The organism is Bradyrhizobium sp. BR 1432, from assembly GCF_051547705.1.
In the GTDB taxonomy this organism is placed as follows: domain Bacteria; phylum Pseudomonadota; class Alphaproteobacteria; order Rhizobiales; family Xanthobacteraceae; genus Bradyrhizobium; species Bradyrhizobium zhanjiangense.
Genome location: NZ_JBPUGF010000003.1, coordinates 6109386 through 6126383, shown reverse-complemented (window position 1 = coordinate 6126383; position 16998 = coordinate 6109386). Strand labels below are relative to the sequence as shown.

11 protein-coding genes and 5 pseudogenes are annotated in these 16998 nt (G+C 64.4%); 9 read left to right on the top strand and 7 right to left on the bottom strand.

Going from position 1 to position 16998, the window contains the following annotated elements; translation table 11 throughout:
- The first annotated feature begins 93 nt into the window (after window positions 1-93).
- From ACSKB8_RS29715 to ACSKB8_RS29705, 3 genes are all read left to right on the top strand, one after another.
- The gene (locus tag ACSKB8_RS29715) at window positions 94-1227 is read left to right on the top strand and encodes a glycosyltransferase family 4 protein (RefSeq protein WP_438107970.1); all 1134 of its coding nucleotides are present in this window, start codon (window positions 94-96) and stop codon (window positions 1225-1227) included.
- Between the two features lie 118 nt (window positions 1228-1345).
- Window positions 1346-2896, top strand: a complete 1551-nt coding sequence (locus tag ACSKB8_RS29710) for an undecaprenyl-phosphate glucose phosphotransferase (protein ID WP_438107969.1) — start codon at window positions 1346-1348, stop codon at window positions 2894-2896.
- Between the two features lie 161 nt (window positions 2897-3057).
- Window positions 3058-4311 carry an O-antigen ligase family protein gene (locus ACSKB8_RS29705; RefSeq protein WP_438107968.1) on the top strand — a complete coding sequence of 418 codons (1254 nt, stop codon included), beginning with the start codon at window positions 3058-3060 and terminating at the stop codon, window positions 4309-4311.
- Here ACSKB8_RS29705 and ACSKB8_RS29700 read toward each other — a convergent pair.
- On the bottom strand, window positions 4286-4756 hold the full coding sequence (locus ACSKB8_RS29700) for a MarR family transcriptional regulator (protein ID WP_164935052.1): 471 nt from the start codon (window positions 4754-4756) through the stop codon (window positions 4286-4288). The two genes, ACSKB8_RS29705 and ACSKB8_RS29700, sit on opposite strands and share 26 nt — an antisense overlap.
- A gap of 107 nt (window positions 4757-4863) precedes the next feature.
- On the opposite strand from ACSKB8_RS29700, the gene ACSKB8_RS29695 reads away from it, so the two are divergent.
- Window positions 4864-6099 carry an FAD-dependent monooxygenase gene (locus tag ACSKB8_RS29695; protein ID WP_438107967.1) on the top strand — a complete coding sequence of 412 codons (1236 nt, stop codon included), beginning with the start codon at window positions 4864-4866 and terminating at the stop codon, window positions 6097-6099.
- Between the two features lie 272 nt (window positions 6100-6371).
- Here ACSKB8_RS29695 and ACSKB8_RS29690 read toward each other — a convergent pair.
- The 3 genes and pseudogenes from ACSKB8_RS29690 to ACSKB8_RS29680 all read right to left on the bottom strand — a co-directional run bounded on the left by ACSKB8_RS29690 (window position 6372) and on the right by ACSKB8_RS29680 (window position 9166).
- Window positions 6372-7551, bottom strand: a pseudogene (locus ACSKB8_RS29690) (saccharopine dehydrogenase family protein).
- Window positions 7552-7560: 9 nt separating this feature from the next.
- Window positions 7561-8342, bottom strand: a pseudogene (locus tag ACSKB8_RS29685) (DUF169 domain-containing protein).
- Between the two features lie 56 nt (window positions 8343-8398).
- Window positions 8399-9166 carry a YdcF family protein gene (locus ACSKB8_RS29680; RefSeq protein ID WP_438110735.1) on the bottom strand — a complete coding sequence of 256 codons (768 nt, stop codon included), beginning with the start codon at window positions 9164-9166 and terminating at the stop codon, window positions 8399-8401.
- 168 nt (window positions 9167-9334) lie between these two features.
- Between ACSKB8_RS29680 and ACSKB8_RS29675 the strand changes: the two are divergent.
- From ACSKB8_RS29675 to ACSKB8_RS29665, 3 genes and pseudogenes are all read left to right on the top strand, one after another.
- A pseudogene (locus ACSKB8_RS29675) lies at window positions 9335-10277 on the top strand (acetamidase/formamidase family protein).
- Between the two features lie 201 nt (window positions 10278-10478).
- Window positions 10479-10676, top strand: a complete 198-nt coding sequence (locus ACSKB8_RS29670) for a hypothetical protein (protein WP_007603456.1) — start codon at window positions 10479-10481, stop codon at window positions 10674-10676.
- Between the two features lie 74 nt (window positions 10677-10750).
- Window positions 10751-11254 carry a GcrA family cell cycle regulator gene (locus ACSKB8_RS29665; RefSeq protein WP_438107966.1) on the top strand — a complete coding sequence of 168 codons (504 nt, stop codon included), beginning with the start codon at window positions 10751-10753 and terminating at the stop codon, window positions 11252-11254.
- A 262-nt stretch (window positions 11255-11516) separates the two neighbouring features.
- On the opposite strand, the pseudogene ACSKB8_RS29660 reads toward ACSKB8_RS29665, so the two are convergent.
- Window positions 11517-13041 (bottom strand): annotated as a pseudogene (locus tag ACSKB8_RS29660) (porin).
- A 408-nt stretch (window positions 13042-13449) separates the two neighbouring features.
- Between ACSKB8_RS29660 and ACSKB8_RS29655 the strand changes: the two are divergent.
- Entirely contained in the window at window positions 13450-13956 is a 507-nt protein-coding gene (locus tag ACSKB8_RS29655) for a MarR family winged helix-turn-helix transcriptional regulator (RefSeq protein ID WP_164935046.1), read from the top strand.
- Window positions 13957-13969: 13 nt separating this feature from the next.
- Here ACSKB8_RS29655 and ACSKB8_RS29650 read toward each other — a convergent pair whose 3' ends face one another.
- Window positions 13970-15082 carry an alpha/beta hydrolase family protein gene (locus tag ACSKB8_RS29650; RefSeq protein WP_370985938.1) on the bottom strand — a complete coding sequence of 371 codons (1113 nt, stop codon included), beginning with the start codon at window positions 15080-15082 and terminating at the stop codon, window positions 13970-13972.
- Window positions 15083-15330: 248 nt separating this feature from the next.
- A pseudogene (locus tag ACSKB8_RS29645) lies at window positions 15331-16288 on the bottom strand (SDR family oxidoreductase).
- Between the two features lie 412 nt (window positions 16289-16700).
- Here ACSKB8_RS29645 and ACSKB8_RS29640 point away from each other — a divergent pair.
- Entirely contained in the window at window positions 16701-16940 is a 240-nt protein-coding gene (locus tag ACSKB8_RS29640) for a hypothetical protein (protein ID WP_091893297.1), read from the top strand.
- The last annotated feature ends 58 nt before the right edge of the window (window positions 16941-16998 follow it).

The window sequence follows — 16998 nt, the reverse complement described above, 5'->3', positions numbered from 1 at the left end:
TCGTCACCGTTTGTTAACCACGAGGCCCCTTAATCCATCTCGATTATTTCGCGAGAATTGTTCGGAAGCCGCCGTCGAGCGCTGGTTTTGATCATGCCCCCCTCTCCCGACCGGCCGCTTCGCATCCTGCACGCCGTGCGCGCACCCGTTGGCGGCATCTTCCGCCATATCCTCGACGTCGCCAATGGCCAGGTCGATCGCGGCCATCATGTCGGCATCCTCGCCGACAGCCTCACCGGCGGCGAGCGCGCCGACAAGGCGCTTGCCGAGCTCGCGCCGCGGCTGAAGCTCGGCGTGCACCGGCTCGCGATCCACCGCGAACCGTCACCTGGCGATGTTCTGGTGTGGCTTCGCATGCGGCGCCTGATCGCGACGCTCAAGCCTGACGTCATGCACGGCCACGGCGCCAAGGCCGGCGCCTTCATCCGCATGCGGCGGCGCTCGGACGATACCATCCGCATCTACACCCCGCACGGCGGCTCGCTGCATTATCCCCTCAACACCTTCAAGGGCGAGTTCTACGCGCGACTCGAACGCACGCTGATGGACGCGACCGACCTGTTTCTGTTCGAGAGCGCGTTTGCCCGCGACACCTATCAACGCATCGTCGGCACGCCCAAGGGTGTGGTCCATTGCGTCTTCAACGGTGTCACGCCGGAAGAGTTCGAGCCCGTCGTGATCGCCGACGATGCCACCGACCTCGCCTATGTCGGCGAGTTCAGGCACATCAAGGGCGCGGATCTGCTGGTCGATGCCGTGGCGCGCCTGCATGAGGGCGGCAAGAAGGTCACGCTGACGCTCGGCGGCGATGGCGAGGAAACCGCGGCGCTGAAGCATCAGGTCGAGAGGCTCGGCCTCTCCAGCGCGATCCGCTTCATCGGCCATGTCAAGGCGCGCTACGGCTTCTCCAAGGGGCGGCTGCTGGTCGTCCCCTCGCGCGGCGATTCCATGCCCTATGTCGTGATCGAAGCGGGCGCGGCCGGCATTCCCATGATCGCGTCCCGCATCGGCGGCATTCCCGAGATCTTCGGGGCGGAGAGTCCGGCCCTGTTCGCACCGAGCAATTCCGAGGCCATGGCCGAAGCGATCGCGGCCGCCCTCGACGATCCGCAAGCAACGGCGCAGCGCGCGGCCGCCTTGCGCGCGCGCATCTCGGCGCATTTCTCGCAAGCCGCGATGGTCGACGGCGTGCTCGCCGCCTATCGCGACGCATTTGCCAATCATTAACCATCCTTAAGCCCGCTTTAGAAAATCTTCCGATTTGTTCGATAATCGAAGGCCCAGGGGATGCTCGCCCCGGCGCGCAAGGCCGTGCCGCGGGGCTTTGGAATGGACGTGGACGCCCGTGGAACCGCTCAACGCACGCTCGATGCTCGATGCCGCGGCCAGCGCCGCGGCGACGCCCGCTGCCCAACCCTTTGTGGAGCGCCGCCGCCGGCTCTCGCCCGCTGCGCTCGAGGTCGTCAATCAGAAGGTCGCCCGCGCCTATTCGCCGATCGTGATCGCCGGCTTCGTCCGCCTGGCTGACTTCGCGCTGCTCAGCCTCGTCGGCATTGCGCTCTATGTCGGCTATGTCATGCCGCTCGCCGGTGCCTTCAGCTGGGTCTATCCTGCAGAGATCATTGCGGTGGCGGTCGCCGCCGTGGTTTGCTTTCAGGCCGCCGACATCTATCAGGTGCAGTTGTTCCGCGGGCAGCTTCGGCAGCTGACCCGGATGATCTCGTCCTGGTCGGTCGTCTTCCTGCTGTTCATCGGCATCTCGTTCTTCGCCAAGTTCGGCAGCGAAGTGTCGCGGCTGTGGCTTGCCGCCTTTTACTTCCTCGGGCTCGCCGCCCTGATGGCCGAGCGTCTCGTCCTGCGCTCGCTGGTGCGCGCCTGGGCGCGCGAGGGTCGGCTCGACCGCCGGACCATTATCGTCGGCTCCGACAGCAACGGCGAGCAGCTCGTCGAGGCGCTGAAGGCGCAGGAGGATTCCGACATCCACGTGCTCGGCGTATTCGACGACCGCAACGATAGCCGCGCGCTCGACAGCTGCGCCGGCGCGCGCAAGCTCGGCAAGGTCGACGACATCGTCGAGTTCGCCCGCCGCACCCGCGTCGACCTCGTGCTGTTCGCACTGCCAATCTCGGCGGAGACGCGCATCCTGGAGATGCTGAAGAAGCTCTGGGTGCTGCCGGTCGACATTCGCCTCTCCGCGCACACCAACAAGCTGCGCTTCCGTCCCCGCTCCTATTCGTATCTCGGCGAGGTGCCGACGCTGGACGTGTTCGAGGCGCCGATCACCGACTGGGATCTGGTGATGAAGTGGCTGTTCGACCGCATCGTCGGCAGCCTCGCGCTGCTCGCCGCCCTGCCGGTGATGGGATTGGTGGCGCTGGCGGTGAAGCTCGACAGCTCCGGCCCGGTGCTGTTCCGCCAGAAGCGTTTCGGCTTCAACAACGAGCGGATCGACGTCTACAAGTTCCGCTCGATGTACCACCATCAGGCCGATCCGACCGCCTCGAAGGTCGTGACCAAGAACGATCCACGCGTCACCCGCGTCGGCCGCTTCATCCGCAAGACCAGCCTCGACGAGCTGCCGCAGCTCTTCAACGTGGTGTTCTCCGGCAATCTCTCGCTGGTCGGCCCGCGTCCGCATGCGGTGCAGGGCAAGCTCCAGAGCCGGCTGTTCGACGAAGCCGTCGACGGCTATTTCGCCCGCCACCGGGTCAAGCCCGGCATCACCGGCTGGGCCCAGATCAACGGCTGGCGCGGCGAGATCGACAATGAAGAGAAGATCCAAAAGCGCGTCGAGTTCGACCTCTACTACATCGAGAACTGGTCGGTGTTGTTCGACCTCTACATTCTCCTGAAGACGCCGATCTCGCTGCTGACCAAGAACGAGAACGCGTATTGAGTTGAGTTTCCTGTCATGCCCCGCGAAGGCGGGGCATCCAGTACTCCGCAGCGCCAACCGTTTTCGCAATAGGCGCCGCGGAGTAGCTGGATCGCCCGGTCAAGCCGGGCGATGACAGCGGTGTTTGTGGCGTACCAGTAGCGTAAGCGTATGAGCGTGTGATGGCCTATGCGGCGACAGCCGGTGAAGTGAACGTAGCCGCACCGGCTGCGCCCGGCGTGCTGGCGCTGCAGCGCGCGCTGGTGTGGCTGGTCGGCGCGTCCGGCGCGATCGTGTTCATCGAGCCGAGCCCCTACGAGATCGCGACGCTGCTCGCGACCGTCGCCTTCTTCGCCACCGGCCTGCGGCTGAGGCTCGCGCTGATGCCGCTGGTCGCGCTGCTGGTCCTGCTCAATGTCGGTTACACGATCAGCGCGATCCCGCTGTTCGAGCAGTCCGAGGTGGTGAGCTCGATCGCGACCTCCTGGTACATGGCGGTGACCGTGGTGTTCTTCGCGATGGTCACCTCGGAGGATACGGCGGCCCGGCTCGACATGCTCCGCCGCGGGCTCGTGGTCGGCGCCATGGTCGCCTCGCTATTGGCGGTCGCCGGCTACTTCCATCTGGTTCCCGGCGGCAACGACCTCCTGACACTCTACGGACGCGCACGCGGCACGTTCAAAGACCCGAACGTGCTCGGCGCCTTCCTGATCCTGCCGGCTCTGTTTGCGCTCCAGAGCGTGGTCTCGGACAAGCTCGGCAAGGCGTTCCGCAACGTCATCGCCTTCGGCATCATGTCGCTGGCGATCCTGCTCGCGTTCTCCCGTGCCGCCTGGGGCGGGCTGGTGCTGACCTCCGCCTTCATGCTGGCGCTGATGGTGCTGACCAGCCGCACCAACGCACAGCGCTCGCGCATCATCATCATGGCGATCGTCGCCGCAGTGCTGGGGCTGGCGCTGATCGCAGCACTGCTGTCATTCGACTCCACTGCCGAGATGTTCAAGCAGCGCGCGAGCTTCGACCAGAGCTATGACGAGGGCCGCTTCGGCCGGTTCGGCCGCCACATCCTCGGTGCGGAGATGGCGCTCGACCTGCCGTTCGGCATCGGCCCCCTGCAATTCCACCGCTACTTCCCCGAGGACACCCACAACTCCTACCTCAACGCCTTCATGTCCGGCGGCTGGCTCTCCGGCGTGTGCTATCCCGCGCTGGTCTTCACCACCCTCATCATGGGCTTCCGCCACGTCTTCGTCCGCGTGCCCTGGCAGCGCGCCTATCTCGCGATCTTTTCCGCCTTCGTCGGCACCGTCGGCGAGAGTTTTGTGATCGACACCGACCACTGGCGGCACTTCTGGATGATGCTGGGCGCGATGTGGGGCATGATCGCGGCCGCGCAGGTCTACAAGACGGCTAGCGACGAAGCTTCTTCAGCTTGAGAGCGGGCCGCTTTTCCGGCGGCGTGTCGAGCAGGCTCTTGAGCGCCTCTGTGGCTGCGAGCACGCCCTTGTAGCCATCATTGGCGAAGCGTAGCAGCAAGCGCAATTCCTCGTCGGAATAGCCGCCGAACACCTTCTCCATCGCCTGCTGCATCGGCACGTAGAACTGACCGATCTTCATCGCCGCGTCCGGCACGACCGCGATGAAAACTTTCCGGCGATCGGTCTCGTCCCGCTCGCGGCGCACCAGCCCTGCCTTTTCGAGCCGGTCGACCACACCCGTGATCGCGCCCGTCGTGAGGCCCGTGACCTCGGCGAGCCGGCCCGCGGTGACGCGGCCTTCGAGATAGAGGATGTCCATGCATTCCAGGTCGGAATTGGCAATTCCGGCAACGTTCGCAACGGTCTGACCATAGAGCACGCCCTGCGCGGACGACCTGCGCATCGCCGCCTCGAGCTCCTGCAACAACGCCGTGCGCGCCTTCGTCCTTGACAAGGTCGGCCTCTTCTCTTACTCGATATATATCTTAGCAGCTAAGCGATTTAGCAGCCGTGATTTCTCCTAGCACCACGGAAACCTCGGGAGCAAGCCATGTCCAGCCGTCCCGCAAGGCCCTGATCATCGGCGCCGGCATCGCCGGGCCCGTGGCCGCCATCCTGCTGCGCCGCGCCGGCATCGAATCCGCGATCTATGAGGCTTGGCCCTATTCGAAAGGCATCGGCGGCGGCCTTCAGATCGCACCGAACGGCATGCACGTCATGGACGAGATCGGGCTCGCGAACGAACTGATCAGCCGCGGCTCGGTCGCGGAGGCCTTCGATTTCTATTCGCAAGGCGGAGAACGGCTCGGCTCGATCAACCGCGAGATGGAGCGGCGCTTCGGCCAACCGGCCGTGAACGTCTGTCGCGCCACGCTGAACGAGATCCTGATCGACAAGGCCTGGTGTGCCTGCGTCTCGCTCTATTTCGAGAAGCGCCTGATCAAGATCGATGACCGCGGCGACCAGCCGATCATCGCCTACTTCGCCGACGGCACCACGGCCGAAGGCGACTTCCTGATCGGCGCCGACGGGGTGCACTCGGTGGCGCGCCGCCAGGTGGTGCCGGACGGGCCGCAGCCGTTCAACACCGGACTGATCGGCTTCGGCGGCTTCGTCCCGCACGCCGTGCTCGACGGCAGGCCGATCGGCCGTCACGTCGAGACCACGTTCGGACAAAGCGGCTTCTTCGGCTACGGCTATTGCAGCCCCGATCCGAACGACGGCGTGATGTGGTGGAGCACGCAGCCGGCGCACGGCATGGACGCCGCGATGTTCCGCGCGCTCGACCCAGCGACGCTGAAGCAGCATCTGCGCGGCTTCCACCGCGGCTGGCACGATCCGATTCCCGACATCATCGAAGCGGCCGAGAACATCGTCGTCACCGACACGCTCGACGTCGCGACCTTGCCGACCTGGTCGCGCAAGCGCTCGCTCTTGATCGGCGATGCCGCGCATGCGACCAGCCCCCATGCCGGCCAGGGCGCCTCGCTCGCGCTCGAGGACGCGATGCGGCTCGCGCGGCTGATGCAGGAAGGCCAGGAGCTCGGCGCCACCTTCCAGGCGTTCGAGGCCGAGCGCCGCCCGCGCACCGAAAAGATCGTCGCCATGGCCCGCCGCAACGGCAACAGCAAGCGCGAGTTCAGCGCGACTGGTGCGTGGGTCAGAAATCAGATGCTGAAATGGCTCCTGCCGCTGGGCGCCAAGGGCATGGACTTCATGTATGCGTATGACGCGCGGGCGGTGTGACGGCGGACGCTGTCATGCCCCGCGCAGGCGGGGCATCCAGTACGCCGCGGCCTCTCGATTCAATCAATGCCTTCTCTGGAATACTGGATCGTCCGGTCAAGCCGGACGATGACACCGTCATTTGGGCGCGCACGTCGCGCTTAACTCTCTACCTAAAATGTCAGCTGCCGTAGGGTGGGCAAAGGCGCAAAGCGCCGTGCCCACCATCTCTCCGCAATATCGCTTCGTAGGTGGTGGGCACGCTCCGCTTTGCCCACCCTACGATACTGCGCCTAGGCTTCCACCCCGAACCTCAGCCCCGCGTTCTCGACCAGCCGCTTGATCAGCTTGTGCTGCATCGCTGCGCCCGGGGTCCAGAAGCCGGCCGGAACGTCGGCCGCATCGCGAAGCAGACAGATCGCGCATTCGGAGATCATCTTCGAGGTCGAGCCATAACCGGGATCGCGGTCGCCGGTGACGCCGGCGCGCACCTGGCGGCCGTCGGGGGCGATGGCGACGTAGAGCAGATTGAACAGGCCCTTCTCGCGCTCCTCCTTCGACGGCCCCTCACCCGGCTTCGGCGCGTTCGGCCCGGTCTTCTCGGCATTGGCAGCCATCACGCGCTTGGCGTTGGCCTCGCCCTTCTCGCCGGGACCGGTCAGAACCATCTCGTCGTAGACGAAGTCCTTGCCGTAAGGAAAGCCCATCAGCATGTTGGAACGATGGACGTTGCGGGTGTTGATCAGCGCCATCATGAACGGCGCGGCCCAGGATTGCAGATCCTCCTCATAGACCGCCCTGTTGCCCTTCGGCTGCTTCGGACCGGTGAAGCCCGGCGTCAGCGCAAAATGGTCGTTGAGAATGGCGACGAGGCTGAGATCCTTGGCGACGGCATCGAAGGTCGCCTTCGCGCTCGCCGCGGTGCCGCCTGACAGCGTGCCGCGCATGTCGCGCACGCGGCCCTTCACGCGCGCGGCCGGCGCGCCGAACACGCGTCTGGCCTCTTCCTGCACAAAGAAGGTGCCAAGCTCGAATGGCACGGAATCATAGCCGCAGGAAAACACGATGCGCGCGCCGCTGGCCTTGGCCGCCGCATCGTACTTGTCGATCATCTGCCGCATCCAGACCGGCTCGCCGCAGAGATCGAAATAATCCGCACCCGCAGCGACGCAGGCCGCGAGCAAGCCCTCGCCATAGAATTGGTACGGACCGACCGTCGTGATCACCGACTTGGTCTGCGCCACCATCGCCTTCAGCGATGCAGGATCGGCCGCATCCGCCACGATCAGCGGCGTATCCGCGGGCGCGCCGATCGCCTCGCGCACCGACTTCAGCTTGTTGAGGCTGCGGCCCGCCATCGCCCATTTCAGCGCCTTGTCGTCCCTATAGTGCGCCGCCAGATATTCGGCGACGAGCCTGGCCGGTGAAACCGGTCGCGCCGTAGACCACGATGTCGAATTTCGCAGAGCTCATGATCGGCCTTTACTTTTTCGCGTAGCTCACGCCCATGCCGGCGCGGACGTCGCTTTGAATGCCATAGGGCGGGATCGGATAGCGCAGGCCGTTCTTCGCCAGCGCCTTCATGCCCTCAATCGCCTTCGCAAGATGCGAGGGCTTCAAGGCCATCAGCATCTCCTCGTCCGGCACGCCGCCATAGCGCCGTTCGGCATAGCATGGCAAGGACAGGCTGGGCTCGCCGGACTTGAGCGCCCGCCCCAGGAATCCGCGCAAGCGGTCTCCCCGACCACGCCCCATTCGAACTTCCTGTAGCCGGTATATTGCAGCCCGTTGATCAGGATGATCATCTGCGCGGGCGTCGCATAGACGAGGCAGATGTCGGGCGGATCGAGCCGGCCGCTCGCCAGCGGACTGACGGCGAGCGCCTGATACTGCCCGAACGGCACCACGTCCAGCGCTTCCTGACGCTTGCGCGCATCTTCCGCTGTGCCGTGCCACACGCCGACATAATTTTCGCCGGCGAGCCATTTTTCATCCTGCGGCGCAAGACCGATCACCGCGCGGCATTGCGCACCCACGAGATCGTCGGCCGTGATGCCGACGGTCCATCCCAGACGCGCGGCCATGCTGACGATCTGATCGGTGGTGTGGATCGCGTTCGGCCGCCGGATTTTTGCGATCGCCTCCATGTCCGCGGCACGCGCGAACAGTTTCATGCCGATCACCGTCGTCTTCAGCCGCAGCAGGCTGTTGAGATCGGCGACGAGGCCGGCAAGATCGATCCTGTCCGCACTCTGCTGTTGCATGGCGTCCTCCGAGCCGGCGATCGCGCGCCGTCTGTTCTTGTTTTGCGGCTCTCGTTCTAGTCCTTGACGGGCCCCGGAAGCAACTCGCCAGTCCTGCCCATCAGGCGGTAGGCGACGAGGCCGATCCACTCGCGCACGGCGACGTCGGTTCGGCCAAGGCCGTCCGCACCTATTTTGGTGAAGGAGAAGAGATCGTCACGCCCGCCCATCCGCCAGTCCACTGGATAGGCTTCGACGTCAAATCCGGCCTTGCGGAAGATTCCCATCGAGCGCGGCATGTGAAAGGCCGACGTCACCAGAAGCCAGCGCTCGCCCGGCTTCGGTGCGACCAATTGCTTCGTGAAGATGGCATTCTCCCAGGTGTTGCGGGAGTCCCGCTCGAGGATCAGGCGTTCCTTCGCGATGCCGGCATTCTCCAGGACCGGCGCGGAATAATCTGCTTCCCTCGCGTTGGTCGAGACCAGGTTCGACGTGCCCCCGGTGAAGACGATGCGCGCATTGGGATAGCGGCGGGCAAGCTCGGCTGGCGCAAATAGACGATCGGCCGCGTGCGCGACGACTGACGTCCGATGCGCCGCCGACAGATCGGTGTCGACGGAGCCGCCGAGCACGATGATGCCGTCGGGCGCACCGCGCGACGGATCCCAGGGCGCGAAGCGCGACTCCAGCGGATAGATCAGGAGATTGCCCAGCGGCGAGAACGCCGCGAGCGCCAGCAGAACCAGCGTCGTCACGGCGAGCTTGCGGCCGAGCGCGGCAAAGCGCGTCGCCATCAGCACGACAGACAGGATTCCGAGCTCGGCCAGGAGATTGATCGGCAGCAGCGCGACGCCGAGGGTCTTGGAAAGAGCGAAAAACAGGGGAGCCTCGCTGAAATGATCGTGCCTGTCATGCGCGGGCTTGACCGGCCCGGCCTTCTTCGGAAATCTTCTTGAAAGAGGATCGATCGCCGGGTCAAGCCCGCGGCCGATGAAACCAACCGGACGCGGCAAATGCCCCATCACCACCTGCATTCCAGCCCCGAAACCTGTCATTGGGGCTTCTTCGAAGCTGCGCTCAAGCCCGTCCTCACCGTCGCCAGCGGCGATGAGGTGACGGTCGACACCATCAGCGGCGGTCCGGACATGCTGCCCGACCACAACAAGTTTCACATTCCGCCGGAGATGTTCGAGGTTCATGCCAAAAACGAGCGCATGCTGCCCGGCCACATCCTCACCGGCCCCATCGCGGTCGAAGGCGCCGAGCCCGGCGACGTGCTCGCGGTCGAGATCCTCGACGTCCAACTCCGGCAGGATTGGGGCTGGAACATGATCAAGCCGCTGTCCGGCACCCTGCCCGACGATTTCCACGAGACGCGTATCCTGAACATCCCGCTCGACCGCTCGCGGATGGTCGGTCGCATGCCATGGGGCCTGGACCTGCCGCTCAAACCGTTCTTCGGCGTGATGGGCGTGTCGCCGCCACCTAGCTGGGGCCGCATCTCCTCGCTGATCCCGCGGGCCATGGGCGGGCAATCTCGACAACAAGGAGTTAGGTGCGGGTGCGACGCTCTATTTGCCGGTGTTCGTGCCGGGCGCATTGTTCTCCTGTGGCGACGGCCACGGCGTGCAAGGCGACGGCGAGGTCTGCGTCACCGCGATCGAGACTGCACTCCGGGGCCGCTTCCGCCTGACGCTGCGCAAGGACCTCAAGTTCGACTATCCCCGCGCCGAGACGGCGACGCACTACATGACCATGGCGATGGACCCCGACCTTGACCAATGCGTGGTGCGCGCGCTGCGCGACATGATCGCGCTGCTCGGCGAGACGCGAAACTTGTCGCGCGAGGACGCCTATACGCTGTGCAGCCTAGCCGCCGATTTGCGGGTGACCCAGACCGTCAATGGCGCCAAGGGCATCCATTGCATGATCGAAAAGGCGATCGTGCACGGCTGAGCCGGCCCCGCCTCTCCTGATGTGGTGACGCCACGCCGCTGCCCGGCTTTCGGGCGGCGTGCCGCGCCATGCCCGAACTTCTCCAGTGATTCCAACGGGCTGACGCACCGGCATGGCCCGGATTTGACTTCCACCTCTGAACCTAAATAGAGTCTTAATCGTTACTTTTATGTACCCGAGTAAGAGGCTAGCGTTCGGGCCATGGCCACCGAAAAAGCCGAGACTGACCGTATTCCCGTAACCTTGGCGCTCTCGACCATCACCTATCTGGAGAAACTGGTGAGACAGGGCACCCACGGCACCAGCGTCCCCGGCGTCGCACGTACCTTGATCGAGGAAGGCATCCGTCTCGCCATCAAGGACGGGCTTTTGTCGATCCGCGACAATGGCAGGACGTGAGCGCGCGCCGGACGTGAGGCGGACCGATCTCGAGAGGCGGATGGCCGACATCTCGCAACCTGGGACCGTTACACATGCCTGCTGTTTCCCCGACTGCTTCACAGACTGCTTCACAGACTTGGACCGACGAACGCATTGAACTCTTGAAGCGGCATTTCGAGGCCGGCCTCTCCTGCCGCGAGATCGCCGCCGACATCGGCGTCAGCCGCAACGCCGTGATCGGCAAGTTGTCCCGATTGAATCTGACGCGGGGCCGGACGGCCGACGAGCGCAAGGTTCACGACAGGGGCTTTGCGCCGGCGCGCGCGACGAGGGCCGTGCCGCGGCTGCAATACGCGATGCTCGCCACGATCTACGGCGAGACCGACGCGCCTGTGATCACAGGGCCGATCGATGAGGCCAACCGCTGCTCGCTGCTGGAGCTTTCCGAGAATCGCTGCCGCTGGCCGATCTCGACGCCGGGCGAAGACGATTTCTGCTTTTGCGGCAATGCTGCACCCAACGGCCAGTCCTACTGCGCCGGCCACAGCCGCCTCGCCTACCGGCCGAACTCGCGCAGCCGCGCCATGCGCGGCTGAAACAGCCCAAAACGAAAAACCTCCGGCGGGGCATCACCGGAGGTTCTTGGAGGCTTAGCGTGAAGCTAAGAGCCGCAACTTTCGTAATCGGCCGAGATCTATATAGCTTAGTAACTCAGGTAAGTAAATAAGTCTGAGGACGATCGAATCGCATGGCTCGTCTTCATCGGCTGCGTGGAAAGCTGCCGGATTTCCGAACCCCTCATCGTAACAAAAGCCCCGGCGGTTTCCCGCCGGGCTGCTTCATGTCCGAAGACCGCGCTTACCAGTTGCGCTGGGCGCGCAGCAGCAGGCTGTAGGTGTCCTGGTCCTTCAGCTCATACGTTGCCGCGGGCTTGGCGACGCTCGTCAGTGCTCCGGTCGTGATCGCGCCCGAATACTTCTGGTCGAGATGGCTGTAGGTGAAGTCGGCCGAGAAGGTCAGGTTCTTCACCGGCGTCCAGCGGGTGATGACGCCGACCTGGCCGATGTTGAAGTCCGGGTTGCAGGTGCCGGTCAGGGTCGCGAACGCGGCGCTGCCGCAGATCAGGCCCTTCGCCGTGCCGCTGTAGTTGACCGCAGCCCACGCGCCGTAGAGCGCCGTGTTCCAGTACGGGCTCCAGTTGTGGGTGTAGGCACCACGGAAGCCGTAGGTCTTGGTCAGCTCGAGGTTGCCGCCGGGGCCGAACACCGCGTCAGACACGCCGGCGAAGCCGATGCTCTGATACGCCGCATTCGAGCTGCCGAACATCGAGTAGCTGGTCGCAGCCAGCGACTGGAAGTTGTAGCGGCTCGCGCCTTCGGTGTAGACGCCCGACACGTTGATCACGTCGCCTGCGCCGGTCGGAATGTTCTTGATCGACAGAGCGAGCTGGACGGCCCAGCCCCACTTGTCTTCCGGATGACCGGTGACTTCAGTGGCGCCGTAATAGCCGACGTGATTGTCGTGCGCGGCGACCGACGCCTGGAACAGGCCCCATGCCTGGTCGACACGGACGACGCCGACGATGTCGGGCGACCGGGTGCCGCCGATGTCGTTCGAGCCGTAAGCGCCGCCGAGGACGCCGGTGGTGCTCATGCCGGCCGTGTTCCAGATGTTGGTCGTGAAGAACTGAGTTCTGGTCCTGCGCCGAGATCGTCGCCGACACGCCTTGGCCGAAATCAGCCGTGTAGGTGAACTGGGCGACGCCGTTGGTCGAGCCGCTGCCGCCGACCAGCTGGTCGAAGTTGTTACCGGGATAGTTGATCCAGGGCGCGTCGAACTGCGAGACGGACTTACCCATGGTGAAGCCGGCGAACTGGATGAAGGCGTAGTAGACGCCGAGCGATCCGCCCGAGATGCCGCCGTCCGTCGGGTTGATGGTGGACGAGCCAGCCGTCGTGGCACTGTAGCCGGTCGCACCTGTGGCAGAGCCGGTGCCGACATAGCTGCCGGTCGTCCAGGTGAAGACCGCGTCGAAATAGGTGCGGACCACGCCGTACTCGGTCGCGGTGCGCGTATCGATGTTGAGATCTTCACGAGCGCGCATCGAGTAGTAGTTCGTCAGGCGGTTATTCGCCGCGAAGACGCCGTTGTACTGGGCGCTGTAGTTGCCGCCGGCATTGAGCGCCACTTCGGCACGTAGATAGCCGCCCAGCTTGATGCAGGTGTCGCTGCCCGGGATGTAGTAGAAACCCGCGCCATAGAGCGAACAGATCTTCACGTATTCGACCGCCTTGGCCTTGACCGGAAGATCGGCCGCCTGGGCTCCACCTACGGCGATCAGACCCGCCGCAGTGCCGAGCAAAAGGCTCTTCACTACTTTCATTTTAAAACCTCCAAGTTGCTCATTTTACGGAGACTGGACCGTGAGGCCCCCCAGGTCCCCGCCTCTTCAATCCGCTCGGCCGCTTCGCGCTTTCGGACGCACCCGCTTGCAACGCGAGGGACGTGAGCGAACCACCTGCAACGGGACGATCGAGTACCCCCCACCGTCGCCAGCCAATATGCCTACGCTGTTCCGCTAATCAAAATAGTTTATTTAGTCAGCTTTATTGTTTCACTAAACCTGTGCCCCGCGCGCAACACCACGGGTGAGCTCAAATCTGCTGAGCTGATCATCTTTGTAGTTTTAGTGACGAAATTACCCTGCTCTGCACTTGCGTCAGGGCAGGCTTGCGTGGACTATGGCCTTCCACGAACACCGGCCTGAAAATCAGTTCACGGGAGTGACGCTGTGTCCGCAACGAGGAAAGAGGGTGCGCGCCTGCGCTCCATCGGAAATCTGGATATCATCAGGCGCTTCACCTGGGAGATATCGTCGATCAACATGTATCTGGAGGAGCTGCGTCAGTTCTGGGCGAGGACGCTCGGCATCAGCGGCCCGCAATGGCTGATCCTGATGGCCATCTCCGACCTCGACAAGGACGACGGCATCCCGGTCAACGTCGTCTCCAAGCTCCTCCACGTCGATCCCTCGTTCGTCACCACCCAGTCCAAGCTGCTCGAGAAGAAGGGCCTGTTGCGCCGTCGTCCCTCGCCGACCGACGCCCGGGTGGTGCGGCTGTCCTTGACCGAGAAGACGCAGAAGCACCTGGCGAGCCTCAACGAGCAGTACAAGACCATCAAGGAATTCGTCTTCCAGGAGTTCGACGAGCACGAGCTCACCGAATTCACCGCCAAGCTCGCAATGCTGAAGTCCCGCCTCGAGAAGGCCTGCGTTCGCCTCACCCTCGACTTCTGACGCGCGCTTTAGATCAGATCCGCCCGGCCGCGCCGAGCCGCGATTCGAGCCAGTCGAAGATGTATTCGTTGGCAAGGCTGGGATTGTCCGCATGCGCCTGCGCCGCGCCGGTCTCCGCCGCAGTGAACACCTTCAGCATCACGTCCGAGCTTCCGAGCCGGGATTTCTGGACGAGCTGACGGGCCCGATCGGCCTTGAGCCAGCCGTCCTCGCCGAGCGTGATCAGCACGGGACAGTCGGCGCTGGAAGCCATCAGCGGGGCATGCGGCACCGGCACGATGCTGACGTCGCTCATCGCGAATCGGCTGGCGAAGAAGGCCCGCTCGTGCAGATCCCACAGCCCGCCGTCGCAGACGGCGGCGGCAAGCCGCGGCTCCTGCAACACCGCGCGCGCGACGAAGGAAGAGCCCCAGCCGTCCGCGACGATCGCGACGCGCCCGAAATCGACATCGCTGCGCATCTCCAGATAGTCCATGACGCAGGGAATCGAGCTCTCGAGGTCCCGGCGCCGCAGCAGCACGTCGAGAAAATCGTCGCGCTGGTCGCCGAAGAGGTCCAGCGCCAGCATCGAGAATCCGCGCTCGCGCGCATGCGGCGCGAGCTTGAACAGAAACTCCTCCTTGCGGTGGCCGGGCTCGCCGATGCAGATCACGGTCGGCGCCCGCCCCCTTCCCGACGACGCAGGCAGGAAGTACCCCTGCAGCGCATGTCCGTCGATCCAGGGGATGGTCACGACCTCGCCGGCCGGACCGCGGGCCGACAAATAGCGGCGGGCGCACTCCTGCATCGCGAGCACTGCGACCCAGCGGCGCTCGTCGGCCGGGTCGAGCGGCATCGCCGCTGCTCCATAGTAGTTCGTCGCACGCAGCCAGTTGCGCTGTGCCGTCGCCAAATGGCCTTCCGCGAAGGCGGCTTCGGCACGCTGCCGGTTGGCCTGCGCCAGCTTCTTCCACTCGCGATGCCAGGATTGATCGTTGCCCCGCTTCAGCTGCCGCGCGATCATCAGGCATTCGGCGATCGTGGCGCCGCCCTCCTGGGCCGCGGTGAGCAGCCGCGTGAATTCAGCGGAGATGTCCTCTCTCTCCGGGCAAAGGGTCCAGTCGTCGGAGAGGCATGCGGGTATCATCGGGAGCTACGCTCTATCGTCGCGTTACCCCTGATTGACTAGACTATTTTGGTTGGCCAACCAAGCTGGCGTGCGTCAAATGAGACCCATTCAAGATCACCATCGCTTGAACGCACGGACGCGTCGCATGCGTGACATTCGAATTCGGCATAAGGCGCTGAACATTGGCAAGAGGTGGCACGCATTATCACCGGCGCACCTCTTGCCATGACGATTATCATACCTACATTCGCGCGCCTCTTGGGCGGTCAGCCAAGCCGCCAGCCGACCTCCTGCGTAAAACTTTCGTAGAAGGCGCGGTCGTAGGCCTGCTCGGGCGTGGCGCGCACGCGCTCGTCGAGGCGCTTGGCATCCTCGCCGACGAGAATGCGCCAACGCTCCGCCTTGACTCCGTCGAGAATGATCTTCGCGGCCGCTGCCGCCGTCGTCGGCGCTGCGGGCGCGCTCGGCAAACGCCGCCTGGATGTCCTCGTCCGACATCTTGTCGGCATCCGGCACGCCGGCCGCGACCATGCGCTTGCGGGTCAGCGCGACCTCGTCGGCGTCGAGTCGGTCCGAGCCGTCACTGCTCTGCACCTTGCGCGAATTGGAGACGATCGAGGTGCCGATGTGACCGGGCATCACCACCGAGCATTTGACGTGCGGCGCGTGCAGGCGAAGGTCGTTGATCAGCGCTTCGGTAAATCCCTTCACCGCGAACTTCGCCGAGCTGTAGGCGGTGTGCGCCTGGTTCATGCCGATCGAGGCCCAGAAGCCGTTGACGCTCGCAGTGTTGACGATGTGAGCCTCGTCCGCGGCGACCAGCATCGGCAGGAAGGTGCGCACGCCGAGATAGACGCCGCCCCAGCAGATGTTGAAGGTGCGCTCCCACTGCTCGCGCGTGTTGCTGAACAGGCTGCCGCCGCCGCCGATGCCGGCATTGTTGAACAACAGATGGATCTTGTCCGTCTTCTGCTGCTCGGCGAGCTCGTCGCGAAAGCGCCTCAGATGATCCTCGATCGCGACGTCGGCGACATGTGTCGTGACGCGCAGGCCCTGCGGCAGCCTCTCGACCTCGCAAAGCCGCTTGGTCTCGGCCATCGCCGCTTCCGAGACGTCGCACATCGCGACGTTGCAGCCCTCGGCCACGAGCTGCCGCGCCAGCTCTCGCCCCATCCCCGTGCCGCCGCCGGTGATGACCGCGATCCTTCCTGCAAAATCCTTCATGGGACTTCGGTCCCTCCCCTTGTCGGTTTGTTTCTTCCTTGCCGCGCTCATCGGGCGCCGCGAAACTGTAGCAGCGCCGCATCCGCAGGTAAAAGCGGCGCGCTGCCATGTTCGGCATCAGTTATTTCGGCGGACGGACTATTGTGCGGCTTCGACGCGCGCCAACCCGTTACGGCGGGGCAGGCCTCGTGAAAGGCGCCGGGCGGCGCTGGTCCATAATTTGTGCATTGCTGCCCCGTTCCCGTATTTGTCCGGCTTCGGTTTAGGGGGAATTTTTTTACAATCCGAATCGTCAAATGGATTCCGGACGCTGGGCGATTCGGCCAGGCCAGCGTGTTGTTTGCGTGTCACAGGCTCTGGCACTCCGCTTGCATCCTCTTCGTGGTCAGAAACAACCGATGAGGTGACAGGAATGTTCGTGACCGTCGTTGCCGTGCTCTGCCGGCTAAGCGCAATCAGCTCAGGCAGTTGCGTCGAGGAAATCGTGACCGACAGCAACATGACGCCCGAGATGTCGATGATGCAATGCGCGATCGGCGCACAGGCCCCCTTGGCGAAATGGATGGGCGAGCATCCGATCTATCACGCGAACTGGCGCCTCGAGCGCTACAAATGCGTACCGGGCCATTACGAGATCAAGGGCCACGCGTAGGCCCGTAGAACTACGACGTTGAGGAAACGCCCCGGAGGCGCGCCCATTCTCCCTCCGC